The organism is Bradyrhizobium sp. DN3, assembly GCF_041357655.1.
GTDB lineage: Bacteria > Pseudomonadota > Alphaproteobacteria > Rhizobiales > Xanthobacteraceae > Bradyrhizobium.
Map to the genome: position 1 here is coordinate 1 of NZ_JAULLN010000034.1, position 23,549 is coordinate 23,549.

Annotated in this window: 24 protein-coding genes and 1 tRNA gene; 7 read left to right on the forward strand and 18 right to left on the reverse strand. The window is 63.5% G+C overall.

Translation table 11 applies throughout. The features are described from left to right. From AAE027_RS34180 to AAE027_RS34190, 3 genes are all read right to left on the reverse strand, one after another. A partial coding sequence (locus AAE027_RS34180; protein WP_370990721.1) for a transposase occupies positions 1–149 on the reverse strand: 149 nt, incomplete at its 3' end. Positions 150–247: 98 nt separating this feature from the next. Further along, entirely contained in the window at positions 248–1,633 is a 1,386-nt protein-coding gene (locus AAE027_RS34185) for an AmpG family muropeptide MFS transporter (protein WP_370990693.1), read from the reverse strand. A gap of 184 nt (positions 1,634–1,817) precedes the next feature. Continuing rightward, complete coding sequence (locus tag AAE027_RS34190; protein ID WP_370990694.1) at positions 1,818–3,020, reverse strand: DNA recombination protein RmuC; 1,203 nt, start codon at positions 3,018–3,020, stop codon at positions 1,818–1,820. Positions 3,021–3,191: 171 nt separating this feature from the next. On the opposite strand from AAE027_RS34190, the gene def reads away from it, so the two are divergent. From def to truA, 3 genes are all read left to right on the forward strand, one after another. Then, positions 3,192–3,719 (forward strand): peptide deformylase, encoded by a 528-nt coding sequence (gene def / locus AAE027_RS34195; RefSeq protein WP_091887295.1) that lies wholly within the window; start codon positions 3,192–3,194, stop codon positions 3,717–3,719. 192 nt (positions 3,720–3,911) lie between these two features. Further along, the gene (fmt, locus tag AAE027_RS34200) at positions 3,912–4,847 is read left to right on the forward strand and encodes a methionyl-tRNA formyltransferase (protein ID WP_370990695.1); all 936 of its coding nucleotides are present in this window, start codon (positions 3,912–3,914) and stop codon (positions 4,845–4,847) included. 118 nt (positions 4,848–4,965) lie between these two features. Further along, positions 4,966–5,703 (forward strand): tRNA pseudouridine(38-40) synthase TruA, encoded by a 738-nt coding sequence (truA, locus tag AAE027_RS34205; protein WP_370990696.1) that lies wholly within the window; start codon positions 4,966–4,968, stop codon positions 5,701–5,703. Positions 5,704–5,918: 215 nt separating this feature from the next. Here truA and dapE read toward each other — a convergent pair whose 3' ends face one another. The 10 genes from dapE to rpmH all read right to left on the reverse strand — a co-directional run bounded on the left by dapE (position 5,919) and on the right by rpmH (position 14,936). Beyond that, positions 5,919–7,085 (reverse strand): succinyl-diaminopimelate desuccinylase, encoded by a 1,167-nt coding sequence (gene dapE, locus AAE027_RS34210; RefSeq protein WP_091887297.1) that lies wholly within the window; start codon positions 7,083–7,085, stop codon positions 5,919–5,921. 10 nt (positions 7,086–7,095) lie between these two features. Further along, entirely contained in the window at positions 7,096–7,941 is an 846-nt protein-coding gene (dapD, locus tag AAE027_RS34215) for a 2,3,4,5-tetrahydropyridine-2,6-dicarboxylate N-succinyltransferase (RefSeq protein WP_370990697.1), read from the reverse strand. A gap of 279 nt (positions 7,942–8,220) precedes the next feature. Then, positions 8,221–8,910 (reverse strand): pyrimidine 5'-nucleotidase, encoded by a 690-nt coding sequence (locus AAE027_RS34220; protein WP_370990698.1) that lies wholly within the window; start codon positions 8,908–8,910, stop codon positions 8,221–8,223. Positions 8,911–9,125: 215 nt separating this feature from the next. Next, positions 9,126–10,112, reverse strand: coding sequence for a DUF1036 domain-containing protein (locus AAE027_RS34225; protein ID WP_370990722.1), 987 nt, complete (start codon positions 10,110–10,112; stop codon positions 9,126–9,128). Between the two features lie 95 nt (positions 10,113–10,207). Next, positions 10,208–11,095 carry an acetylglutamate kinase gene (argB, locus tag AAE027_RS34230; RefSeq protein ID WP_128930895.1) on the reverse strand — a complete coding sequence of 296 codons (888 nt, stop codon included), beginning with the start codon at positions 11,093–11,095 and terminating at the stop codon, positions 10,208–10,210. Between the two features lie 250 nt (positions 11,096–11,345). Continuing rightward, complete coding sequence (locus AAE027_RS34235; RefSeq protein ID WP_370989100.1) at positions 11,346–11,711, reverse strand: DUF423 domain-containing protein; 366 nt, start codon at positions 11,709–11,711, stop codon at positions 11,346–11,348. Then, a complete protein-coding gene (yihA, locus tag AAE027_RS34240) occupies positions 11,711–12,364 on the reverse strand; it encodes a ribosome biogenesis GTP-binding protein YihA/YsxC (protein ID WP_370989101.1) in 654 nt (217 codons plus the stop codon). The genes AAE027_RS34235 and yihA overlap by 1 nt, the downstream gene beginning before the upstream one ends. A gap of 141 nt (positions 12,365–12,505) precedes the next feature. After that, on the reverse strand, positions 12,506–14,359 hold the full coding sequence (gene yidC / locus AAE027_RS34245) for a membrane protein insertase YidC (protein WP_091887309.1): 1,854 nt from the start codon (positions 14,357–14,359) through the stop codon (positions 12,506–12,508). Positions 14,360–14,375: 16 nt separating this feature from the next. After that, the gene (gene rnpA, locus AAE027_RS34250) at positions 14,376–14,774 is read right to left on the reverse strand and encodes a ribonuclease P protein component (RefSeq protein WP_128940840.1); all 399 of its coding nucleotides are present in this window, start codon (positions 14,772–14,774) and stop codon (positions 14,376–14,378) included. Positions 14,775–14,801: 27 nt separating this feature from the next. Further along, positions 14,802–14,936, reverse strand: coding sequence for a 50S ribosomal protein L34 (gene rpmH, locus AAE027_RS34255; RefSeq protein WP_008542748.1), 135 nt, complete (start codon positions 14,934–14,936; stop codon positions 14,802–14,804). Between the two features lie 349 nt (positions 14,937–15,285). On the opposite strand from rpmH, the gene AAE027_RS34260 reads away from it, so the two are divergent. Both AAE027_RS34260 and AAE027_RS34265 read left to right on the forward strand, forming a co-directional pair. Next, positions 15,286–16,788 carry an ATP-binding protein gene (locus AAE027_RS34260; protein WP_370989102.1) on the forward strand — a complete coding sequence of 501 codons (1,503 nt, stop codon included), beginning with the start codon at positions 15,286–15,288 and terminating at the stop codon, positions 16,786–16,788. Positions 16,789–17,057: 269 nt separating this feature from the next. Then, a tRNA-Arg gene (locus AAE027_RS34265) sits at positions 17,058–17,134 on the forward strand. 116 nt (positions 17,135–17,250) lie between these two features. On the opposite strand, the gene AAE027_RS34270 is transcribed toward AAE027_RS34265, so the two are convergent. The 5 genes from AAE027_RS34270 to AAE027_RS34290 all read right to left on the reverse strand — a co-directional run bounded on the left by AAE027_RS34270 (position 17,251) and on the right by AAE027_RS34290 (position 20,498). Next, positions 17,251–18,510 carry an alkaline phosphatase family protein gene (locus tag AAE027_RS34270; protein ID WP_370989103.1) on the reverse strand — a complete coding sequence of 420 codons (1,260 nt, stop codon included), beginning with the start codon at positions 18,508–18,510 and terminating at the stop codon, positions 17,251–17,253. Between the two features lie 386 nt (positions 18,511–18,896). Beyond that, positions 18,897–19,328, reverse strand: a complete 432-nt coding sequence (locus tag AAE027_RS34275) for a nuclear transport factor 2 family protein (protein ID WP_370989232.1) — start codon at positions 19,326–19,328, stop codon at positions 18,897–18,899. 54 nt (positions 19,329–19,382) lie between these two features. Then, positions 19,383–19,667 (reverse strand): nuclear transport factor 2 family protein, encoded by a 285-nt coding sequence (locus tag AAE027_RS34280; protein WP_370989104.1) that lies wholly within the window; start codon positions 19,665–19,667, stop codon positions 19,383–19,385. Between the two features lie 71 nt (positions 19,668–19,738). Next, entirely contained in the window at positions 19,739–20,023 is a 285-nt protein-coding gene (locus AAE027_RS34285) for a GYD domain-containing protein (protein WP_370989105.1), read from the reverse strand. 106 nt (positions 20,024–20,129) lie between these two features. Continuing rightward, a complete protein-coding gene (locus tag AAE027_RS34290) occupies positions 20,130–20,498 on the reverse strand; it encodes a nuclear transport factor 2 family protein (RefSeq protein ID WP_370989106.1) in 369 nt (122 codons plus the stop codon). A gap of 185 nt (positions 20,499–20,683) precedes the next feature. On the opposite strand from AAE027_RS34290, the gene AAE027_RS34295 reads away from it, so the two are divergent. Beyond that, complete coding sequence (locus AAE027_RS34295) at positions 20,684–21,565, forward strand: LysR family transcriptional regulator (RefSeq protein WP_370989107.1); 882 nt, start codon at positions 20,684–20,686, stop codon at positions 21,563–21,565. A gap of 290 nt (positions 21,566–21,855) precedes the next feature. Further along, the gene (locus AAE027_RS34300; RefSeq protein ID WP_370989108.1) at positions 21,856–23,490 is read left to right on the forward strand and encodes a flavin-containing monooxygenase; all 1,635 of its coding nucleotides are present in this window, start codon (positions 21,856–21,858) and stop codon (positions 23,488–23,490) included. Positions 23,491–23,549: the final 59 nt, after the last annotated feature.

Sequence of the window (23,549 nt, forward strand, 5' to 3'; positions counted from 1 at the left end):
CTGCGCTCCTTCACCCATCGGCTGAGCACGGAGCCGTCCAGCCCGAGCTCCTTCGCTACCGACTTCGCCGAGCGGCCGCTCGACAAAACCAGATCAACTGCCTGCCGCTTGTACTCGTCCGAATACGAGCGTCGCTGCCGTTTCGCCATCTGACACCTCTCACTGCCTAAGCTATAGGTGTCCACCGATTTAGGGGAGGCTCATTTCTGAATTGCTTCGCTTCGCCCACCCTGCGGCTGCGTTAGAGCTACGCCTTTGTCCGCTCCAGTGACTCGAAATGACCGCGGCGCTGCAGATATGCCAGCAGGATAAAGCTCGGTATGGCCGAAGCGGTGCAGATCAGGAAGTACCCAACCCAGCCAGTTGCATCCTGGAGATAGCCGCTACCGGCAGCAAACACGGTGCGTCCGAGCGCGGTCAATGCCGTCAGCAGTGCGTATTGCGTCGCCGTATGCAGTGGGTTGCCGCACAGCGCCGACAGATAGGCGACCAACGTCACCGTACCGACGCCAGCGGTGAATTGCTCCGCAACGATGGCAAATGTCAGCCACGCGACGTCGTGGCCGACGATAGCCTGCCACGAAAAGGCGAGGATCGCGACAGTTTGCAGGATGCCGCCAATCCACAAGCTGGTGCCCAGTGAAAAGGAGCGGGCTACGAAGCCGCCGGCGAATCCACCGAGCAGGGCCGCAGCAAAACCGACGCCCTTGAGGATCGCGGCAAGCTCCACGCGCGAGAACCCGATCTTCAGTGCGAACGTCGTATTCATGGCGGTCGCCAATGCATCGGCGAGCTTGAACAGCACGACGAACAAGAGAATGGCGATGGCTGCATCGCGCGAAAGAAAGTCCTTCAGGCTTGCGACGGCAACTTCAACGATGCGTCGGGCGGGAGCGTCATGGCCAGGGCCTGCATGCTCGATGCTGGCAAGGTGCGAGCCCTCCGGCTCGATCGCTAAAATCGTCGCCAAAATGCCGACCATGACAAGAATTGCCATCACCACATAGGTGACGCTGTAGGCGCTCTGCTGATCAAATCCCCAACTGACGAGGCCGCTGACCAGCAGAAGTGCACCAGCGCCGGATACCAGCGCCGCAATCCGGTACGCAGCGACATAGGAGGCCATGCCGGCCGCTTGCTCGCTTTCGTCGAGGCTCTCGACGCGGAAGGCATCAATCACGATGTCCTGCGTGGCAGATGCTGTCGTGACCAGCAGCGCTGCGGCGGCCACGACGCCGGGCGCGCGTGAGGGATCGCAAATTGCAAGCAGGACGATGGCGACAATCAGCATCAGCTGCGTCAGGACCAGCCAGGCGCGGCGTCGTCCGAGTAGACGCGTCAACATTGGAACATCCAGCGCGTCAACCAGCGGCGACCAGAATACCTTGGTCCAATACGGCGTGCCGACAAACGCGAACAGACCGATCGTCTTGATGTCGACGCCGCTTTCCGTCATCCAGGCTTGCAAGGTCTGGCCCGCCAGCGAGAACGGTAGGCCCGCCGAAAACCCGAGCAGCAGCACGACCAGCACGCGCCGCTGTAGATAGACCATCAGGACGCCGCGCCAAGAGGCGCGGACGGGAGCGTCGGTGGTCGCCGGGGCAGTTCCGGACGTCGCGTCGGGTGCGGTCATGGGAGGGTGTTAGCAGATTCTGTCCGTGATGCCTCGTCCCCCTCTCCCCGTTCTTACGGGGAGAGGGTCGGGGTGGGGGGCCTCTCTCCACAGATGAGATGGCCGAGAGACCTGTACCCCCTCACCCGGATTCGATCTGCGATCGAATCCGACCTCTCCCCGCAAGCGGGGAGAGGTGAAGTCCTCACTCCCCCGCCTGAAGCTTCCGCCGGAACAGCTCCGCCGCGCCTGTCGCCACCAGCCGTGGTCCCTCCGCCACCGCATCGCTCGTGCTGAAATCGAGCTCCTCGATTCGCCCGGCGCGTTTCTCGATCTTGTCGGCGGAGATCAGCACCTGCCGCACGTCCTCGTTCACGTCGGCAAAATGCTTTTGCAGCTTCAGCACGCGGTCGCGCAGGCGGCCGAGGTCGTCGCCCAGCTTGATCACCTCGGTGCGGATCTGGTCGGCGGCATCGCGCATGCGCGCGTCCTTCATGATCTGCTGCATGACTTGGATCGCGAGCATCAGCAGCGAGGGCGACACCAGCACGACGCGGGCGCGATAGGCCTTCTGGATCACGTCGTCGAAGCCGTCATGGATCTCGGCGTAGACCGATTCCGACGGCACGAACATCAGCGCCATCTCCTGGGTCACGCCGGTGACGAGATATTTTTCGGCGATGTCGCTGACGTGCTTCATCACGTCGCCGCGCAGCCGCTGCGTGGCGAGGCGCCGCTCCTCGTCGGTGCGGGCGTCGTGCAGCGCGGTCATCGCCTCCAGCGGAAATTTCGCATCGATGCAGAGCGGGCGCTGGTCCGGCAGGAACACGACGCAATCGGGCCGCTTGCCGGTTGAGAGCGTGAACTGGAACTCGTAGGACCCTTTTGGAAGGCCGTCCTGGACGATCGCTTCCATCCGCGCCTGGCCGAAGGCGCCGCGCGACTGCTTGTTGGCGAGCACGTCGCGCAAGGTGGTGACCTGCGTGGTGAGGTCGGTGAGGTTCTTGTGCGCGCTGTCGATGATGCCGAGCCGCTCATGCAGCGCGCGCAGGCTCTCCATGGTGTTGCGGGTCGAATGTTCCATGGACTGGCCGACGCGATGCGTCACCGAATCCAGCCGCTCGTTGACCGCCCGCGCCATCTCGGCCTGGCGGCCGGCCAGCGCCTGGGTCATGGCATCGACCCGGCCCGAGGCCTCGCTCTGGCCCCGCAGCACCTCGCTCAGGCGCTCCTCGAGCTCGTCGGCCCGGATCGCATGCGCCATCGCGAGTTCCGCGCCGCGCCGCCCGGAGCGCGCGATCACGACCGCAATCACCACCAGCAGGATGAGGACGAGGGCGCCGAAGCCGATCAGCGCGTCGATCGTGCGCACCGGCCAGTCGCCCAGCATGACAATGATCTCGTTCATGCGTCCCCTTCTACCCGATTCGCCGGAATGCGCGAACGAAGAGGGAACGCCGGTGGTTAACGACCCACTAATTTTTATGGTTAACGAAAGCTCAAGTTTTATGGTTAGCGGAGGGTTAACGAAGTTCCTGGCCGGATTGACCGCATCCGGCGCGCAGCTTAAATCGCCGCCATGGCCCTCAGAGAAATCATCATCCTGCCCGACAAGCAGCTGCGTCTGATCTCCAAGCCGATCGAGAAGGTCACGCCGGAGATCCGCAAGCTTGCCGACGACATGTTCGAGACCATGTATGACGCGCCCGGCATCGGCCTCGCGGCGATCCAGGTCGCGCAGCCGTTGCGGCTGATCACCATGGACCTCGCCAAGCGCGACGAGAACGGCGAGACCAAGCACGAGCCGCGTGTCTTCATCAACCCGGAGATTCTCTCCTCCTCGGAGGAACTTTCGGTGTACGAGGAAGGCTGCCTGTCGATCCCCGAATATTACGAGGAGGTCGAGCGTCCCGCGAAGGTGCGTGTGCGCTTCACCGACCTCGACGGCAAGGTCCACGAGGAGGATGCCGAAGGCCTCTATGCCACCTGCATCCAGCACGAGATCGATCATCTCAACGGCGTCTTGTTCGTCGACTATTTGTCGAAGCTCAAGCGCGACCGCGTGATGAAGAAGTTCGAGAAAGCCGCCAAGCGCGCGGGGGAGTAACCACGTCCTCCGCCGTCATGCCCGGCCCAAAGCGCGAAGCGCGTCTTCAAGCCCAAAAGCGCGAAGCGCGTCTTAAAGCTAAGGTGCCGGATATCCACGTTCTTCGTCCGTCGAGTGAGAAAGAACGTGGATGGCCGGGACAAGCCCGGCCATGACGAGTACTTTGTTCCTTTCCGAGGATTGTCTCGTCCCATGCCTCTCCGCCTGATCTTCATGGGCACGCCCGATTTCTCCGTGCCGACGCTGCTCGAACTGGTCGCGCATGGCCACGAGATCGCGGCCGTCTACACCCGCGCTCCGAAGCCGGGCGGCCGGCGCGGCCTGCAATTGCAGCCCACGCCGGTTGAAGAAGCCGCGCGAAAACTCGGCGTTCCCGTGCTGACGCCGAAGACGTTGAAGACGCAGGAGGCGCTCGACGAATTTCGCGCCTTCGATGCCGATGCCGCGGTCGTCGTCGCCTATGGCATGATCCTGCCGCAGGCCATCCTCGATGCGCCAAAGCTTGGCTGCTACAACCTGCACGCTTCGCTGTTGCCACGTTGGCGCGGCGCCGCGCCGATCAATCGCGCCATCATGGCAGGCGATGCCGAGAGCGGCGTGATGGTGATGAAGATGGATGTCGGCCTCGACACCGGCGACGTCGCCATGGCCGAGCGGCTCGCGATCACCGACAGCATGACCGCAGCCGATCTGCACGATCGCCTCTCCCGGCTCGGTGCCGATCTGATGGTGCGCGCCATGGCGGCGCTCGGACGCGGCGGGCTCCAGCTCAAAAAGCAGAGCGAGGACGGCGTCACCTATGCCGCCAAGATCGACAAGGCCGAGGCGCGGATCGACTGGACGAAACCTGCACGCGCGGTGCTACGCCACATCCACGGCCTGTCGCCGTTCCCCGGCGCCTGGGCTGAGCTCGCGGACGTCAGCGAGAATGCGCGCGTCAAAATCCTGCGATGTGAATTGGCGAACGGCTCAGCTGCGCCCGGCGTGGTGCTCGACGACCACCTCACCATCGCCTGCGGCGAGGGTGCCATCCGCATCATCGAGCTCCAGCGCGAAGGCAAGGCCCGGATGCAGGCCGCTGACTTTTTGCGTGGCGTGCCGCTGAAGGCGGGCTCGAAGTTCAGCTGACGCTGTCACACCCCGCGAAAGCGGGGTATCCAGTACGCCGAGGCGTCTCGGTCGAACGGAGCTGTCTCAGAGTACTGGATCATCCGCCTTCGCGGATGATGACACCACCCGGATTGAGATGCCCCGCTACAAACTCACCATCGAATATGACGGCGCGCCGTTCTGCGGCTGGCAGGTGCAGGAGACGCTGCCCTCGGTGCAGGGCGCGCTGGAAGCTGCCGTCAAGGCGATGACCGGCGCGGACGCGCGGGTGCATGGCGCCGGCCGCACCGATGCCGGCGTGCACGCGCTCGGCCAAGTCGCGCATGTCGACATCGCGAAGCAATTTGCGCCGGATCGTTTTCGCGACGGGCTCAATGCGCATCTGCGCCCGCATCCGGTCGCGGTGCTCGAGGCCGAGATCGTCCCGGAGACCTTCGAGGCGCGCTTCTCGGCCATCAAGCGCCACTACCGCTACCGCATCATCAACACCCGCGCCAATCTCGCGCTCGACGTCGGCCACGCCTGGCGCGTGCCGCGACGGCTCGATGCCGACGCGATGCATGCGGCGGCACAACGCCTGCTCGGCAAGCACGATTTCACGACGTTCCGCGACACCGAGTGCCAGGCGAAGTCGCCGGAGAAGACACTCGACCAGCTCGACGTCGTGCGCGACGGCCGCGAGATCACGATTCTCACCTCGGCGCGCTCGTTCCTGCACAGCCAGGTGCGCTCGATGGTGGGCTCGCTGGTCTGGGTCGGCGAGGGACGCTGGACGGCGGACGATCTCTCCGCAGCCTTAGCTGCCCGCAACCGCGCCGCCTGCGGCATCGTCGCCCCGCCGGAGGGATTGTATCTGGTGAAGGTGGACTACTGAGATGTGAGGCGCGCGCGCCCGCGCCACGCTCTCGGTGTCATGCCCCGCCACCGGGCCTCGCCTCCGGCGAGCCCGATGACAGGCTCCGTCGGGGCATCCAGTACGCCGCGGCCTATCGGTTCAATCACTGCTTTCGGTGGAATACTGGATCGCCCGCCTTCGCGGGCGATGACAGCGGAGTGGCAGGTGAGGGCGAAGCGGAAGGCGCCAGCGCCTCACCCAAAATATCGCGTCAAAATCCCCCGATACACCCGCGTCAACTTCTCCAGATCCGTCACCGGCACGCGCTCGTCGATCTGGTGCATGGTCTGGCCGACCAGGCCGAACTCGATCACCGGGCAGTAGCTGGAGATGAACCGCGCATCCGACGTACCCCCGCTCGTCGACAGCTCCGGCTTGCGGCCCGTCACCTCCTCGATCGCGGACACCGCGAGATCGGTGAACGGGCCGGGCTTGGTCACGAACACGTTGGAGTTCGAGGGCTCCCAGACGATGCGGGCGCGGATGCGGTTGCCGCAGGCTTTGGCGAGGCGCGTCTCGACCAGCTCGCGCAGGCTCGCCTGGGTGTGGTTGTCGTTGTAGCGGATGTTGAATTTCGCGCGGGCTTCGCCGGGGATGACGTTGCTGGCCTTGTTGCCGACGTCGACCGAGGTGAATTCGAGATTGGACGCCTGGAACTGGGCGCTGCCATGATCGAGCGGCTCGTCGGAGATCGCCACGATCAGCCGCGCGATATCAGGCACCGGGTTGGAGGCGCGATGCGGATAGGCGACATGGCCCTGCACGCCGTCGACATAGAGCGTGCCCGATTGCGAGCCGCGGCGGCCGACCTTGATGGTGTCGCCGAGCGTCTCGACATTGGAGGGCTCGCCGAGCACGCAATGGTCGAATTTTTCGCCGCGCTCGGCGGCCCATTTCAGTAGCTTGATCGTGCCGTTGATGGAGACGTCTTCCTCATCGCCGGTGATCAGGAACGAGATCGAACCCTTGCCGTCGCTGCGCGGCTTGCCGCCATTGGCGGTGAGATGCTGCAGCACCGCAGCGACCGAGCAGGCGATGCCGCCCTTCATGTCGACCGCGCCGCGGCCGTGCAGGAAACCGTCCTTCACCTCGCCCGAGAATGCGCCGACGCTCCAGGCGCTCTCGTCGCCCGGCGGCACCACGTCGGTGTGGCCGGCAAAGGTGATGTGCGGGCCCTCGCTGCCGATCCGCGCATAGAGATTGTCGACGTCGGCGGTGCCGGGCTCGCTGAACGTCACGCGGTGGCAGGTGAAGCCGGCGGCGCTGAGGGCTTTTTCAAGCACCCCGAGCGCACCGGCATCGGCCGGGGTTACCGAGGGGCAGCGGATGAGATCGCGGGCAATGGAGAGAGCATCGGTCATGCGCGTCCGATCAATCCCGCAGCAGCTCGTTGATGCTGGTCTTCGACCGCGTGCGCTCGTCGACGCGCTTGACGATGACGGCGCAGGCGGTGCTTGGGCCGGGCTGGCCGTTCTTCATCGGCTTGCCGGGCAGCGCGCCGGGCACCACCACCGAATATTCAGGCACTTCGCCCATGAAGATTTCGCCGGTCTCGCGATCGACGATCTTGGTCGAGGCGCCCAGGAACACGCCCATCGCCAGCACCGCGCCCTTACGCACGATCACGCCTTCGGCGACCTCGCTGCGCGCGCCGATGAAGCAGTCGTCCTCGATGATGACGGGCTCGGCCTGGAGCGGCTCGAGCACGCCGCCGATGCCGGCGCCGCCGGAGATGTGCACGCGCTTGCCGATCTGGGCGCAGGAGCCGACGGTGGCCCATGTGTCGACCATGGTGCTCTCATCGACATAGGCGCCGAGATTGACGAAGGACGGCATCAGCACGACGTTCTTGGCAATGAAGGCCGAGCGGCGCACGATGGAGCCGGGGACGGCACGGAAACCGGCATCGCGAAAACGGTTCTCGCCCCAGCCTTCGAACTTCGAGGGCACCTTGTCCCACCAGGTCGCCTTGCCCGATCCGCCGGGAATGACGCCCATGTCGTTGAGGCGGAAGGAGAGCAGCACGGCCTTCTTCAGCCATTGATTGACCTTCCACTTGCCGTCGCTGCCGCGCTCGGCAACGCGCGCCTCGCCCTTGTCCAGAATCTCCAGCGCCTGATCCACGGCCTCGCGCACCTCGCCCTTGGTCGTGGTCGAGACGGTCTCGCGCGCGTCGAAGGCGCCGTTGATGGTGGATTCGAGGGCTGCAAGGGACATCGGGATTTCCTCTGGAAGCGGGAATTTTGATGGATTGGGGCGCTTTTTCGGGATTTGAGGGGACGGAGTCAAGGCATACTCCGCTGTGGCCCTCCTTGCTCCACCGTCGTCCTGGACAAGCGTAGCTCCCGGCAACGCGCAGCGTTGTCCAGAGCGGAGCGCCGATCCAGGACCCATTACCACAGGGAGTAGTTGGACGAAGATTCGCGGTGTCAGTCTCGCCCTGCAACCTCGCCCTGGGGTAATGGGTCCTGGCTTTCGCCAGGACGACAGCAATTCTCACCCCGACAACCGCGCCAAAAACCCCGTCAGATCATCCGTGACGTGGTCGACATGGGCTGCATCCCGGCCCTCCAGCTCCCAGTCCTCGCGCACCACCTCCTTGGTGCCGTCGGGCACCACCAGCACCGTGGTCATGCCGAGCTGGTGGGGTACGGCGAGGTTGCGGGCGAGATCCTCGAACATGGCGGCGCGGGTCGGATCGACTGCATGGTCGCTCAGGAATTTCCGGTAGGTCTGCGGCGCCGGCTTGGGCTCGAACTCGGCGGCGATGATGTCGAACACGCCGTCGAAATGCGTGGCAAAGCCGAGCCGCGCCAGCACCGCATCGACATGGTCGACCGAGCCGTTGGTCAGGATCAGCTTGCGCCCCGGCAGCCCGGCGATGGCTGCACCGAGCGCTGGGTTCGGCTCCAGCGGCGAATGGTCGATCTTGTGGACGTAGGCGAGGTAGTCGTCGGCGGAGACGCCGTGCAGGGTCATCATGCCGCGCATGGTGGTGCCGAAGCGCAGGTAATAATCCTTCTGGATCTTGCGCGCCTCCTCCGGCGTCACGTTCAACCAGCTCGACACGAACTCGCCGATCCGCGCATCGACCTGCTGCCACAGATTGACGTGATGCGGATAGAGCGTGTTGTCGAGATCGAACACCCAGGTGTCGACATGGGCAAAGGTGCGGGGCAGGGGCATCAAAACTCTCTATCCGTTGGGCGGCGCTGTGGCCTCACCCTCAATCGTCGTCCTGGCGAAAGCCAGGATCCATACGCCGTGACCTATCAATGGGGCACTCTGGTTGTCGTTCTTCGCCAAACCCCATCCTGGGGTAATGGGTCCTGGCTTTCGCCAGGACGACGGTGGAGTTTGTGGCGCGGTCACCGCAACAATCGTCACAGCAATCCCACCCCTCACGGCATCGCAAACCGCAGCGTCTTGCCGCCGCTCGACATGTCCACCGCGCCAAAACCGGTCGCGGCGAAGCCGCGCGCGCCGCAATCGGTCTGCTCGCTCGTCTCGAACTTGGTCTCGCGCGTGCAGAGCTGCTTGTCGCCGCCCCAGTTCAGCGGCCGGTCCTTCAGCTTGATGACGCGGTTGTCGGCATCGACCGCTTCCGCGAAGCTGAAGATCTGCTTGGGTTGGCCGGTCACATCAGGATGCAGGCACGTCTTGGGATCGATACGATACCAGCCGCGGCTCGTCACCGACTTGCCGTCGTCGCTCGCGACTGCCGCCATCACCTTGTGCGGCGTATCGTTGCACCAGGTGAGGCCGGTCGCGGAGGGCGTCTGCACCGCATCGACCATGGTCTTGAACACATTCGGCGACGAGACGACGTCGGACGACAGCCCGCGGCTCTTCAGGAATGCGGCCAGCGCTGCTTGCGTCTTCGGCCCGTCGACGCCGTCGATCGCGCCGACATCGTAACCCGCGATCACCAGCAGCCGCTGGATGCCGGCGAGGCGCGCCTGCTCGTCGTCATATTCGGAATCCTCGGCGAGGTAGGCGATGAGGTTGCCGTCCGCGCCTTGTGTCGGCGTCACCTGCGTGAAGGCGGCCTGGGTCTGGCCGCTGCGGCATTGCCGCGCCGCCGCGATGACGAAATTGTCTTGCGCCACGCACAGCATGTCGCGGCCGTTCTGCGGGATCGGGGAGGCGCCATAGACGCCGAGCGCGCGGGCGTTGAGCAGGATGCGGTCGGCCGTCAGCGTGCCCTGCACCACCACGCGACAGGTGGCGGGATCGATCCTGAACCAGCCCCGCGTCGCGGTCGCCGCCTTGTCGTCGATGCCGATCGCGGCCTCGACGACATAGGACATGCGGTTGCAGATCTTGAGGTCGGCGAAAGCCGGCGCGGAGGAGAAGACGAACGAGACGGCAGCGGCGGGCAGCGTCATGAGGAAGCGGGTCAGGGCGGAACGGCCAGGCCTCCGCTGTCTCAACCCGTCAAGCCCGGGCATGACGACCATCTTCCGCTGCTCGCGTTCGCCCATCACTTGTGGATCAGCGTTCCCGTGCCCTGGTTGGTGAAGAGCTCGAGCAGTACCGCATGCTGCATCTTGCCGTCGATGATGACGACGCCCTGCACGCCCTGTTCGAGCGCGTAGATGCAGGTCTCGACCTTCGGGATCATGCCGCCGGAAATGGTGCCGTCGGCGATCAGCTTTCGCGCGTCCTTGACGGACAATTGCGGGATCAGCTTCTTCGACTTGTCGAGCACGCCTGGCACGTCGGTGAGCAGCAAGAGGCGCTTGGCCTTCAGCGCGCCGGCAACGGCACCCGCAAACGTGTCGGCGTTGACGTTCAGGGTCTGGCCTTCTTTGGAGGTTGCGAGCGGTGCCAGCACCGGGATCAGCTCGTAGCCGATCAGCTGGTTGAGCAAAGTGAGATCGACCTTCTCGGGGTCGCCGACGAAGCCGAGATCGATCGCCTTCTCGATGTTCGAGCCCGGATCGATGATGGTCCGCGTCGTCTTCGACGCCTTCACCATGTTGCCGTCCTTGCCCGACAGGCCCACGGCCTTGCCGCCGGCTTCGTTGATGTAGCCGACGATCTGCTTGTTGACGGAGCCGGCGAGCACCATCTCGACGATCTCGATGGTCGCGGCATCGGTGATGCGCAGGCCCGCGGCGAATTCCGAGGCGATGCCGAGGCGCTTGAGCATGGTCGCGATCTGCGGCCCACCGCCATGCACCACCACCGGATTGATCGCGGTCTGCTCCAGCAGCACGATGTCGCGTGCAAAGTTCCTGGCGGTCTCCTCGTCGCCCATGGCATGGCCGCCATATTTGATGACGATGGTTTCCTCGTCATACTGCTGCATGTGCGGCAGCGCTTCGGACAGGATGCGGGCCTGGTCGAGCGGGGAGATGTCGGTCATGAGGCGGATCTCGCTGGCGGGACTAACGCGGCCTGCGTTCTATCCGATTGGCGGGCGCGGCGCAAAGTGTGGCGTTCGCTCTTACCCTCCCCTGGAGGGGGAGGGTCGATCGCGCGCAGCGCGAGCGGGGTGGGGTGATCTCTCCACGATGAGCAGTGCCCGAGTGGAGAGATCACCCCACCCCGGCTCACATTTCGCTTCGCTCAATATGAGCCGACCCTCCCCCTCCAGGGGAGGGTAAGATGGAGCGTCACTTCTTCGCCACCACCGCCGCCAACGTCACCGCCAACCAGCCCAAGATCATCACCGTTCCGCCGGTCGGCGCCGCGTAGGGAAACAGCGCGTGCCCCGCATATTGCCGCAAGGTCAGGTCGCCCGCGAACAGCGCGGCGCCGATCACGAAGCCGAACGCGGCAACGAGGCCAATTCCGCCGTGCAGAAGGCCGCGCGCGAGCAACGCGACGGTCGCAAGGATGGCAGTTGCATGAAACAGCAGCATGGCGCTGGCCGATGCCAGCCGGCTCGCATCGGCGCCATGCGCGGAGGCGGCCGCCAGCGCGACGCCGGCGGCGCCCATCAAACCGGCAAGCCCAATCAGCAGGCGTTGTGCCGCCATCACGCGGCCCGCTCTTCCAGGAGCTTCGCCATCGCGGCGCGCAAGCCCTCCATGCCGGTTGAGCTCCGCGACGAGGTCGCGAGCACGTTCGGAAACGCGGCGGGGTGCTTGGCCAGCGCAGCCTCGGTCTCGGCGATGCGCACCTGCAGCTCGGAGGCTTTCACCTGGTCGGCCTTGGTCAGCACGATCTGGTAGCTGACCGCGGAGCGATCGAGCGTCTTCAGGACTTCGAGATCGACGTCCTTGATCCCATGCCGCGCGTCGATCAGCACATAGACGCGCGCGAGTGAGGCACGTCCCAGCAGGAATTTGTGGATCAGCTCGGTCCAGGACGCGACCTGGCTCTTCGGCGCCTTGGCATAGCCGTAGCCGGGCATGTCGACGAGGCGCAGGTCACTCTTCCCGGGGACCTCGAAGAAGATCAGCTCCTGGGTGCGGCCCGGCGTGTGTGAGGTGCGCGCCAGCGCATTGCGGCCGGTCAGCGCGTTGATGAGACTGGACTTGCCGACGTTGGAGCGTCCCGCAAAGGCGATCTCCAGCCCGGCCATCGGCGGCAGCGTGGCAATCGAGGGCGAGGCCCAGATGAACTGCCAGTCGCGGGCGAACAGTTTTCGCCCGGCCTCGATCAGTCGCTCGTCGGTCTTGTCGTTCATGCGAGCGGTCTATCCTCTCGTCATGGCCGGGCTCGTCCCGGCCATCCACGTCTTAGTCACGAAACGAGCCTCCAAAAACGTGGATGCCCGGGACAAGCCCGGGCATGACGATGTGGAGGCATTTGCGCCCGGCAAGGGCGCCTACGTCGCCTTTCTCGCGAACGTCGCCTTGAGATTGTCGAAGAGCTCCACCTTCACGCCGTTGCGGCGCATGATGAAGCTCTGCTGGACCACCGAGAGCAGATTGTTCCAGGCCCAGTAGATCACGAGGCCTGCCGGGAAGCCGGCCAGCATGAAGGTGAAGATCAGCGGCATCCAGTTGAAGATGATCTGCTGCGTCGGATCCGGCGGCGTCGGATTCAGCTTCATCTGGAACCACATCGTGATGCCCATGATGATCGGCCAGATACCGAGCGCCAGATAGTGGCCGAACACGGGGATCGTGGTCGGGTCGACCGGGATCAGTCCGAACAGGTTGAACAGATTGGTCGGGTCGGGCGCAGAGAGGTCCTTGATCCAGCCATAGAACGGCGCGTGCCGCATCTCGATGGTGACGAACAGCACCTTGTAGAGCGAGAAGAACACCGGGATCTGGATCACGACGGGAAGACAGCCGGCGACCGGATTGATCTTCTCCTTGCGGTAGATCTCCATCATCTCCTGCTGCTGCTTCACCTTGTCGTCGGGATAGCGCTCCTTCAGCGCCTGCAGCTGCGGCTGGATCGACTTCATCTTCGCCATCGAGGCGTAGGACTTGTTCGCCAGCGGGAAGAACAACAGCTTCACGATCACGGTCACGAGCAGGATCGAGATGCCGAAATTGCCGAAGAAGCGGTAGAAGAAGTCGAGGCCGAGGAACATCGGCTTGGTGATGAAGTAGAACCAGCCCCAGTCGATCAAGAGATCGAAGTGGTTGAGCCCCAGCGCCTTGTTGTAGCCGCCGAGGCCGGCGAACGGGAACACGCCGACCACGCCGGCTTCCTTGGCGCCGGCGAACAGCCGCGCGTTTGCAGTGGCCGTGCCGCCGATGGCGACGGTGACGGGATCGAGCAGATAGTCGGTCTGGTAGGTGTGGACGTTGCCGACCGGGTTCGACGAGAAGCGCGCCTGAAGCTGCGCATTGGTGTCCGGCAGCAGCGCCGAGGCCCAGTACTTGTCGGTGATGCCGAGCCAGCCATTGGTGGCCTTGAAGTTGACCGTCTTGGCTTCGTCGATCTTCTTGTAGGCGTATTCCTGCAAGCCCTGGTCGCCGAGATAGCCGATCAGGCCTTCATGCAGGATGTAGTAGCCGGAGACCTGCGGCGCGCCGTGGCGCGAGATCAGCGCGAACGGATAGAGCGTGACCGGCGCGTTGCCGACATTGCTCACTTCGTCCTTGATGGTGAAGAGATAATGGTCGTCGACCGCGATGGTGCGGCGGAAGGTGAGGCCCTCGCCATTGTCCCATTTCAGCACCACCGGCGTCGATGGCGTCAGGCTGCCGCTGCCGTCCTGCTGCCAGACGGTCTGGGCGTCAGGCATCTTCGCCGTCACGCCCGTCGCCGCCACCCAGCCGAACTCGGCGTAATAGGGCTCTGCGGTGCCCGAGGGCGAATAGAGGATGATCGGCGGCGACTTCGGGTCGACCGTTTCGCGGAATTGCACCAGCGCGATGTCGTCGATGCGGCCGCCCTTCAGCGAGATGCTGCCGGCAATCCGCGGCGTGTCGATCTTCACGCGCGGGCTGGCCGCAATCGCGGCGTCCCGGGCAACGACCGGCTGGGCCTGCTGCTGGTTCGCGGCCGGTGTCGAGGGCTGAGTCGCGCCGCCGGCTTGCGGCGTGGTACCCGGCGTTGCGGACGCCGTCGGCTGCGGCGTGGATTTCTGGAGCTCGGTCTGCGCCTGCTGCTGGGCGCGTTGCTTCTCCATCTGCGGCACGTTGTAGAAATATTGCCAGGCGATCAGCACCAGGCCGGATAGAATGACGGCGAGGATGGTATTGCGATTGTCGGTCATCTCGATTGTCTCGTCATCAATCCGGTTTGCGGCTGGTCGCTGTGGCGCGATCCGGCCTCTGGCCGCGCGCCTTGGCCGGTCCTTTGGCCGTATGCCGCGCCGGCCTCGTGAATGCTATGCGCAGATCGTCGAGCATGGTCGCGAAGTCGCGCGAGAGCGCGTCCCTTCGTCCGACCAGCACATAATCATGATGGGGTTGCATCGACACCGGATCGAGCCGCTTCACCAATTCGCGAAGCCGGCGCCGGATACGATTGCGCTCGGGGGCGTTGCCGTTCTTTTTGGAAACGGTGAAGCCGATCCGGATCGGGCCGCCGTCGTCCCGGCGGCGGCTTTGCAGGACGAACGCGGGATTATTCACCCGCGCGCCATTGGCAACGGCGAGGAAATCCGCCCGCTGCCTCAGCCGATCCATGATGAAATCCCAAAAAGGGGGTCCGGCTCAGGCGCTCAGACGCTTGCGGCCGCGGGCGCGGCGGGCGGCGAGAACCTTGCGGCCGCCGGCAGTGGCGAGACGGGCACGGAAGCCGTGACGGCGCTTGCGCACCAGTTTGCTGGGTTGATAAGTCCGCTTCACGGGTTTTTCTCCGCTGACCGGGCAATTTGCCTGTAGAATTGATGGTAAAGTCCGGAAGATGCGGCCCAAAACGGGCCCTTTCCGGCCCCAAGAGAGCCGCTCCCGGTGTCGCACCGGGTCATCGCGGACAATTCGCGCGGCTTATAAGGGAGCGCCTTGTTTTCGTCAACGCCGCACAAGCGCGCGTTTCCGGTGAATATCGCTGTTTGTGCGGGGTTTTTAACCCTTGAGGTGGCGACTCGCTTTACCAGCGCTTACATCTCACCTCGGCAGATTAGCGATCCGTAATTTGACCGGACCCGGGACGGGTCGCATCCTGCGTCAGCCAAGGTCAACAGGGGCGAATTTCGTGGCAGCCACAGATCGCCAGCCGATCCAGGATCTGGATCAGCCGGACCAGCCGGCGATGCGGCCGCGTGGGTCGGGCGGGCTCGGGCTGTCAGGCAAGCTGCTGCTGCTCACCATCCCCCTGGTGATGATCGCGGCCAGCCTGCTTTACGTGCCCGCCATCGCCAACTTCTGGGTCAACCGGCTCAACGACCGGGTGGCGGCGGCCAATACGGCAGCGCTGGTGCTGGATGCCGCGCCGCTTGGCATGGTTCCCGATTCGCTGTCGCGGCAGATCTTGAAGAGCATCAATGCCCGCGCCGTCGCCATCAAGATGGGCCAGCAGCGCCGGCTGCTCGCCAGCGATAACCTTCCGACAGCCATCGGGCACGACATCGACCTGCGCGACATGACGGCCTGGGACGCGATCACCGGCTCGTTCCGGATGATGCTGGAGACCGGCAACCAGGCCATCCGCATCGTCGGGCCCGGCGTCGGCAATGCCCAATTCATCGAGATCGTGACCGACGAGTTGCCGCTGCGGCAGCAGATGTACCGCTTCTCGCGCAACGTCGTGGTGGTCGCGCTGATCATCGCGGCGCTGACCGCGGGCCTCGTCTATCTCGCCCTGCATTACCTGTTCGTGCGCCCGATGCGGCGGCTCACCGCCAGCTTGGTCGGTTTCCACGAGAACCCCGAGAGCGCTGCGCGGATCATCGTGCCGAGCCAGCGCAGCGACGAGATCGGGGTGGCCGAGCGCGAATTGTCGGACATGCAGCGCGATCTGATGTCGATGCTGAATCAGAAGAGCCGGCTCGCCGCCCTCGGCCTCGCCGTCTCCAAGATCAACCATGATCTTCGCAACCTGCTGGCCTCGGCGCAGCTTTTGTCCGACCAGCTCGCCAGCGTGCCGGATCCGCGGGTGCAGCGCTTTGCGCCGAAGCTGGTGCGCTCGCTCGAGCGCGCCATCGCCTTCTGCCAGTCGACGCTGTCCTATGGCCGCGCCCAGGAGGCCGCGCCCGACCGCCGCATGATCCTGATCGAGCCGGTGGTGCTGGAGGTGCGCGAAACCGCAGGGCTGGCCAGCGATGCCACGATCGCCTGGGTCGCCGCGATCGAGCGCGGGCTTGCGGTCGATGCCGATCCCGACCAGCTGTTCCGCGTGCTGCTCAACCTCGTCCGCAACGCCGCCCAGGCGCTGGAAACCCATGCCTCCTCCGGCGATGGCGGCGTGCAGCAGATCCGGATCACGGGAAAACGCGAGGGCGCGGTCGCCATCCTGGAAGTCTCCGACACCGGCCCAGGCGTTCCCCAGAAGACCCGGGAGCACCTGTTCGAGGCGTTCCAGACCTCCGGCCGCCCCGGCGGCAGCGGTCTTGGCCTTGCCATCGCGGCCGAGCTCGTCCGCGCCCATGGCGGCGACATCCACCTCGTCGAAGGCACCATCGGTGCCACCTTCCGCATCGTCATCCCCGACCGCCCCGTGGAACTGCTCTCCATCCGCAACGAGCGGGCGCGGGCCTAACTCGGCCAGCGGCCGAGCTGCGTCCGCCATTCCGGGGCGGCGCCAAGCGCCGAACCCGGAATCCAGAGGTTTTGGGCGCGAGATTCCGCACTTCTCGCTCCGCGAGTCCCGGAATGACAGGGGAGAGGCGTCATCTCCTTGCAAAATCTCCCTATCCCGGACCTTGCCAACCGAGGCAAGAGCGGCTAGTCAGAGCGCTCTTTCGCACCCCTCCCGGCCCTCCGGGAAATGCGTCGCGGGTCACCCCGCCATCGCTGTTTGCGAAAAACGCGCCCGTAGCTCAGCTGGATAGAGCATCAGACTACGAATCTGAGGGTCGGACGTTCGAATCGTTCCGGGCGCGCCACTTCGGAATACGCTATTGACGCCCAAATACGCCGGTTCTTCGATTGAACCCGTCAAGTTGTCCGAATTGAGTGCACCGTCACCGTAATACGTAATACCCGAGGGGGCGCCGACGGATCAGTGGGCGGGGCCGTACAGGTCGAGGCTGTTGAGCAGGTCGCTGGCGTGGGCGTCGCGCTCCCCCAGTGGCGCCAAGTCGTAACGGGTCTCGATCATCTTCAAGATCGAGGTGGTGTCGTAGAACGTGTGATCCACGAAGCCGCGCCGGGCGAACGGAGAAATGATCAGGGTCGGCACGCGCAGTCCGGGTCCCCACCGATCCACGACGGGAGGCGGCACATGATCCCAGAAGCCACCATTCTCGTCATAGGTCACGACGATCACGGTGCTGGACCACAACGGGCTTCCTTCGATCTTGGAAATAATTTTGGCGACGTGCTGGTCGCCCGACTCGATGTCGGCGTAGCCGGGGTGCTGGGTCTTGGGCCCAATCGGCTTGTAGAACGCGACAGCCGGCAGGCTATTGCTCTCGATGGCCTTGATTAGGTCCACCTCGTCCTTCAAGTGTTCGCGTTTGGCCTCGGTGCCGTCCGCGTACTGCTTGAAGTAAGCAAAGGGTTGGTGAGAGAACTGGAATAACGGGTCCGCATTTCCCGCCAGGGCATCGTTCCAGCCACTGGAGTACCAGGCCCAGGAGATGCCCTTTTCCGTGAGGCGGTCCCCGATGGTCGGCATGGTCTCAGGGGGCATCAGCAGACTAGCATCCACGGTAGACGGATGGGGCGCATTCACTGAGAAGACCGTGAACACGACCCGGCCGTCCGGCGTGACCGCGCCGTCCTTGACCAAGCTACCCTTATCATCCAACAGCGCTCGAAGGGCCGGCGGCGCGTTGTCGAAGCGCGGTGTGCAGGCGCAGATCAGCCAAAAGTGGTTCAGCAATGAGCCTCCGAACGCTGCGTGGAAAAAGTTATCGGCCAGCGTGTAGTGCTCGGCATAGCGGTACAGGGCCGTCTGGCTGATGTCGTGGTAGCCCATGGTTAGGCCCGAGCCGGAAACGGCGACAAAGCGATCCATCTTTCCGCCATGGATCTGCTGTTGCTGCCTATAGTAGCTGCGCACCAGGTCATCCGCATGCTTCTCGTGGATCGGCACGTAACGGTCTATAAGAAACGGCGCGTTTGGAAGGTTCGCGGGAAAGCGCTTGTCGGGCTCAGGCGGCTTGGTGCGATCGCTCAATACCGGCGGAAGGATGGCGTAAACCTGCCCTTGGGAATCGGCCTGCGTTGCCGTCTTGCTGGCATCCTGCAGTCCGTTGGCGCCGGGGAAATGGCCGTACAGGTTATCGAAGCTACGATTCTCCAGGTAGATGACCACAATGTGCTCGATCCGCTCTGGCCCCCGGGTCTGCGGGTCTGCGGCCCACGCCCGTCGGTCTACAGCGGCCAGCAACGCAACACCCAGCATCGGACTAATGAGGCCCCATCGCGTTCGTATTATCGATTTCATATGCGACCCCTCCCTTTTTCAAGATTAGGAAAGTCACGCAAGCGAAAGCACAACGAATGCAGCCTGAAAGATACCACATCGTCAGAAAATGTCCCCTTGGCGCAGTGCCAAATCGCAGGCAGTCGCGTGTTCTCGTCTTCCGGCGTGTGTTAGGCTACTGCATCATAGCGCCACGGCGAAGCAATAGTGCCCATCTTCATCGGCCGTGGTGCGCCACTTCGGTATCAAGATGTGCGTGAGGGACCTGGCCAGCGTCAAATGACGCCGTGCTCCCTCAGGAGCGCCTGCTCGTCGCCCGACACCCATCCGAAGACCTTGGGCTCTGCGCCCAACTGCTGGACGAGGTAGTGGACGTCGAAATCAATCACGACGTCGGATTGGTTCTTGCGGACATACGTCGCTCTCCAGGCGACATGGGCGACGCAATGGTGTTCGTCTATCGGCGAGATGCGGAGTCCCCGCATGTGCATCTCCTTTGTTCCGATAGCCCGGTAGTGGGCATAGCCCTCAGCGATGACCTGCTTGAGATGCTCGTCGTTCTTCCCGGTCACCACGCCGGCCGGCGTGGCCGCGACGAACTCGGAGGCGTAGAGCGCCGCGACGTCATCCATGTCGACGTCGCCGCGCAGAGAAGCCTTGGAGATATTCTCATATCGCTCGAACAGCTTCCTGACGTTCGTCTCCATCGTCTTCATCGTCGCCTCCAACGCGTGTCGGGTCCGGAAATCTCTCCGCCGACATCACTTTCGCAGGACCGGCTCGCCGGTGCGTGGGTTCGTCAAGGTCACGTTTTCGAGCGCCTTGATCAGCCATTTGCCGTCCCAGCGGGTCAGTACCGCTTGGATCAAGGTGTCCACCGAATGTGGTCCGGCGGGATGCCCGGCGCCAACCGTGAGACGACTCCAGGAATGCTCGATGGCCACTCCATCGCCAATGGCGACCACCTCGTTTTCGAGCGTCGAGTCGCGATAGATCGTCTCGTGGACCGGAGCGTGAAGCGCGATGGTCTCATCAACGCCGCGCACAAGGTGTCCGGAGCGACACCGTCGCTTTCATCTTGCCGTCGCTCGGTCTGCGATCCGTGAGCCGGCAGCGCTTAGCCCGCTGCGTTCTTGATCGCGGCTTCGAAGCTCTTGGCGTCGAAGGCTGGCATACTTTGGATTCGCCCCAGACCCTGGGTCGAGTACCAGACCGAGAACGCGAGCACCGCTTCGGGATTCGGGGCATCAATGATGTCGACGAAATCGTAGTAGCCCTGCGTGTAGTGGATCGACTCGATCTTGATACCCAGCTTGTCGAGCTTTGCCTTGGCCTTGCCGATCCGCTCCGATTGCTTGCTCGCCCACTCCGGGCTCAGATTACCAAGCAGCACATATTTCATGGCCACCTCCACGTCATGTTGATCGTCGTGCGAGAAGGACCCAACAACCATACGCCTTCCCGCGACCCGCGTACATGCCGTTCCGTGGCGGAGGTTCCGCCAATTGTTACGGTTTCGAAGTCATCACCTTCTGAACGATCTTCCAGGCCCCGTTGACCTTTAAGCATGACAGCATGTCCATGAAGTAACGAGGCGGAATCTGAAATTTCAACTTCAAGAGCGCGAGCTCTCTTTCGACGTCGATTGACACGATCTGGTCGTCGCGTTCGAGGCCCTGTTCTTTCGGTGCTCTAAGGTTGCGGACAGCTGCGAGCCACGCAGCAATCGGCGTCACAGCCACGTTGCCATCGTCACCGACCTTTGTGACGGAACTCGAGGGATGGAATATGGATGCAAATTTCTCAGCATCCATTTCATAGGCCGCGTCGAAATAGGTCTGCGCCAGGGAGCGCAAGGCGTGAACATCCGTGTCCATCAGTCATCCTGCAAAAATCGTTACAACGGACCGACTTGCGCGGCCCGCCTGCCGTGCCGAGAGTCTTAAGCACCCGGAATGTGCCGAAGGTGCCTCATGCTCCTTGTTGGCCGAACCTAGAGCCAAGCGGCTTATGATGCTAGACCTGTTGCACGGGATAGAGTCATGAGTGATATTCATAAATCATGAGAAACGAACTGAACGAGCTGACGGCTTTTGCAGTCGTCGCGAATGAACGAAGCTTTACGCGTGCTGCAGCAAAGCTCGGCGTGTCACAGTCTGCTCTCAGCCACACGATCCGGAGACTTGAGCAACGGCTTGAGCTGCAGCTTCTTGCTCGAACAACCAAGAGTGTCGCGCCAACCGCTGCCGGGGCAGCTCTCTTGAACGACCTGTCTCCCGCGCTCGAGCAGATTGATCGTGCTCTCAACAGAGCCCGAAGCGTTCGTCAGCGACCTGCTGGGCGCCTTCGAATTGTAATGTCCCGGTCGGCGGCGGTGATGGTATTGCTGCCGAAGCTGACGGCATTCGTCGAGGCCTATCCTGACATCGTCCTCGACGTTGTCACCGTCACCGGCCCCGTAGACCTTGTTGCGGGCGAGTTCGATGCCGGTATTCAGCTCGGCGAGTACATTCAAAAGGATATGATCGCCGTGCGGGTCACGCCGGAATTGCGACTGGCGGTGGTTGGATCGCCTCGTTATTTCGCGTCACGACGCATTCCGCAAAAACCAAAGGATCTCAATGATCATCGCTGCATAACCTTGCGTCTTCCGAGCGGTCCATATCGATGGGAATTCGAGCAGGGGCGAAAGTCGGTCACGATCAGCGTGAACGGCCCGCTCATCATCGACGATACGCACTTGGTGATTCAGGCGGTGCTCGCTGGAATTGGCATCGGGCTCGCCTATGAAGAGCAGGTCGCTGAGCACTTGGCGAAGCGTCGGCTTATCCGCGTCCTGGAGGATTGGACGCCGCCAATTCCCGGCTTCTTCATGTATTACCCCAGTCGTCAACATCAGCCAGCTGCGCTGGCTGCACTCGTGAACGCGCTGCGGCTCTCTTGACAGGAATTTGCTTCAGGCCCGCGGAATCCTGCGTGGGCCGCCTCGTTTGCGCCGAATGAGTTGCACGGGTCTCCGGGAGCCGTGAAGGCGCATGCGCGATCGGATTTCGGTCTCGCGCCTCTCCTCCAGTTCGATTTTCGAACGCGCCGCGCCGCAGCCGGCAAACCATAAACTCAATCATCGCAAGTGCTTAGAGCCGCGCATCGGGGCTGGCACACAATCTGCGTTTCCCACTCGCATCTCACGCCTTGCGGCGGGGGGAGGACAACAAGCGAGATTGGGAGGAATGCATGAGTGGGAACAAGACCAACTCCGCACGTCGACACGAGAGTCTCGACGCGGTGGTCATCGGTACGGGCGTAGCTGGCCTTTACCAGCTCTACAAGCTGCGCGACGAGCTGGGTCTCAAGGTCAAGGCGTTCGACGCGGCAACCGGTGTCGGTGGAACGTGGTACTGGAATCGCTATCCTGGCGCGCGCTTCGACTCCGAGGCCTACATCTACCAGTATCTGTTCTCCGAAGAGCTCTACAAAGGCTGGAGCTGGAGCGAACGTTTCCCCGGCCAACCCGAGATCGAACGCTGGCTCAATTATGTTGCCGACAAGCTCGACCTGCGTAAGGACATCCGCTTCAGCACGACGATCACCTCCGCCGTCTACAATGAGGCGACGCAGCGCTGGACGATCACGACCGACAGCGGCGAGGTCATTGACACGCAATTCCTGATCACGTGCACCGGCATGCTGTCGGCGCCACTGACATCCGTGTTTCCCGGACAGGAGACGTTCAAGGGCAAGCTCGTTCACACCGGCCGCTGGCCGAAGCAGGAGCTCGATCTTGCCGGCAAGCGCGTCGGCGTCGTCGGTAACGGGGCGACCGGCATCCAGGTGATCCAGACCATCGCAAGCGAGGTCGGCAGCCTGAAGGTGTTCGTGCGCACGCCGCAATACATCATCCCGATGAAGAATCCGAAATACGGCCCGAAGGAGGTCGAGGCCTACAAAGCGCGCTTCAAGGAGTTCCGCGAGACGCTTCCCCATAGCTTCACCGGCTTCGAGTACGACTTCACCAACGGCAACTGGAAGGACCTGACCAGCGAGCAACGCCATGCAGTGCTGGAGAAGATCTGGGACGAGGGCTCGCTGCGGCTGTGGCTCGCCTCGTTCGCAGAGATGTTCTTCGAGGAGGACGTCAGCGAGGAAATCTCCGAATTCGTCCGCAGGAAGATGCGCGCGCGACTCAAGGATCCGAAACTGTGCGAGACTCTGATTCCAACCGACTACGGCTTCGGGACGCATCGCGTTCCGCTCGAGACCAACTATCTCGAAGCGTATCATCAGCCGAATGTCGAGCTGGTGAGCGTCAAGGACAATCCGATCAGGCGGATCACGCCCGCAGGCCTCGAGCTTGCTGATGGGACGACGTACAATTTCGACGTCATCATCCTCGCGACCGGCTTCGACGCCGGCTCGGGCGCGCTTACCCGCATCGACATCCGCGGCCGCGACGGCCGTTCGCTGAAGGACGAATGGAGCCGCGATATCCGTACCACCATGGGGTTGCAGGTCCATGGCTATCCCAACATGTTCACGACCGGAGCGCCGCTGGCACCCTCCACCGCCCTGTGCAACATGACGACGTGTCTTCAACAGCAGGTCGAGTGGATCAGCGACTGCATTGGCTATCTGCGCAAGAACGAGCTGAGCGTCATCGAGCCGACGCGGGAAGCGCAGGATGCCTGGGTCGCCCATCACGACGAGATCGCGAGCGCGACTCTCGTGACCAAGACTCACTCCTGGTACATGGGCTCCAACGTCGAGGGCAAGCCGCGCCGACTGCTGTCCTACATCGGCGGCGTCGGGACCTATCGCAAGAAGTGCGATGAAGTCGCCGCCGCCGGCTACCAGGGCTTCGCCAAGCAATAAGCACCGCAAACAGGGCCGCGCGATCCGTCGCGTGAGCGCGGCCTCGCTTTTTGCATCTC

What these genes read in the sequence shown, in the direction of transcription:
- AAE027_RS34185 (WP_370990693.1), bottom strand. Translation starts at nt 1,633, where the DNA reads ATGACCGCACCCGACGCGACGTCCGGAACTGCCCCGGCGACCACCGAC.
- AAE027_RS34190 (WP_370990694.1), bottom strand. Translation starts at nt 3,020, where the DNA reads ATGAACGAGATCATTGTCATGCTGGGCGACTGGCCGGTGCGCACGATC.
- def (WP_091887295.1), top strand. Translation starts at nt 3,192, where the DNA reads ATGGCCCTCAGAGAAATCATCATCCTGCCCGACAAGCAGCTGCGTCTG.
- fmt (WP_370990695.1), top strand. Translation starts at nt 3,912, where the DNA reads ATGCCTCTCCGCCTGATCTTCATGGGCACGCCCGATTTCTCCGTGCCG.
- truA (WP_370990696.1), top strand. Translation starts at nt 4,966, where the DNA reads ATGCCCCGCTACAAACTCACCATCGAATATGACGGCGCGCCGTTCTGC.
- dapE (WP_091887297.1), bottom strand. Translation starts at nt 7,085, where the DNA reads ATGACCGATGCTCTCTCCATTGCCCGCGATCTCATCCGCTGCCCCTCG.
- dapD (WP_370990697.1), bottom strand. Translation starts at nt 7,941, where the DNA reads ATGTCCCTTGCAGCCCTCGAATCCACCATCAACGGCGCCTTCGACGCG.
- AAE027_RS34220 (WP_370990698.1), bottom strand. Translation starts at nt 8,910, where the DNA reads ATGCCCCTGCCCCGCACCTTTGCCCATGTCGACACCTGGGTGTTCGAT.
- AAE027_RS34225 (WP_370990722.1), bottom strand. Translation starts at nt 10,112, where the DNA reads ATGACGCTGCCCGCCGCTGCCGTCTCGTTCGTCTTCTCCTCCGCGCCG.
- argB (WP_128930895.1), bottom strand. Translation starts at nt 11,095, where the DNA reads ATGACCGACATCTCCCCGCTCGACCAGGCCCGCATCCTGTCCGAAGCG.
- AAE027_RS34235 (WP_370989100.1), bottom strand. Translation starts at nt 11,711, where the DNA reads ATGGCGGCACAACGCCTGCTGATTGGGCTTGCCGGTTTGATGGGCGCC.
- yihA (WP_370989101.1), bottom strand. Translation starts at nt 12,364, where the DNA reads ATGAACGACAAGACCGACGAGCGACTGATCGAGGCCGGGCGAAAACTG.
- yidC (WP_091887309.1), bottom strand. Translation starts at nt 14,359, where the DNA reads ATGACCGACAATCGCAATACCATCCTCGCCGTCATTCTATCCGGCCTG.
- rnpA (WP_128940840.1), bottom strand. Translation starts at nt 14,774, where the DNA reads ATGGATCGGCTGAGGCAGCGGGCGGATTTCCTCGCCGTTGCCAATGGC.
- AAE027_RS34275 (WP_370989232.1), bottom strand. Translation starts at nt 19,328, where the DNA reads ATGGAGACGAACGTCAGGAAGCTGTTCGAGCGATATGAGAATATCTCC.
- AAE027_RS34285 (WP_370989105.1), bottom strand. Translation starts at nt 20,023, where the DNA reads ATGAAATATGTGCTGCTTGGTAATCTGAGCCCGGAGTGGGCGAGCAAG.
- AAE027_RS34290 (WP_370989106.1), bottom strand. Translation starts at nt 20,498, where the DNA reads ATGGACACGGATGTTCACGCCTTGCGCTCCCTGGCGCAGACCTATTTC.
- AAE027_RS34295 (WP_370989107.1), top strand. Translation starts at nt 20,684, where the DNA reads ATGAGAAACGAACTGAACGAGCTGACGGCTTTTGCAGTCGTCGCGAAT.
- AAE027_RS34300 (WP_370989108.1), top strand. Translation starts at nt 21,856, where the DNA reads ATGAGTGGGAACAAGACCAACTCCGCACGTCGACACGAGAGTCTCGAC.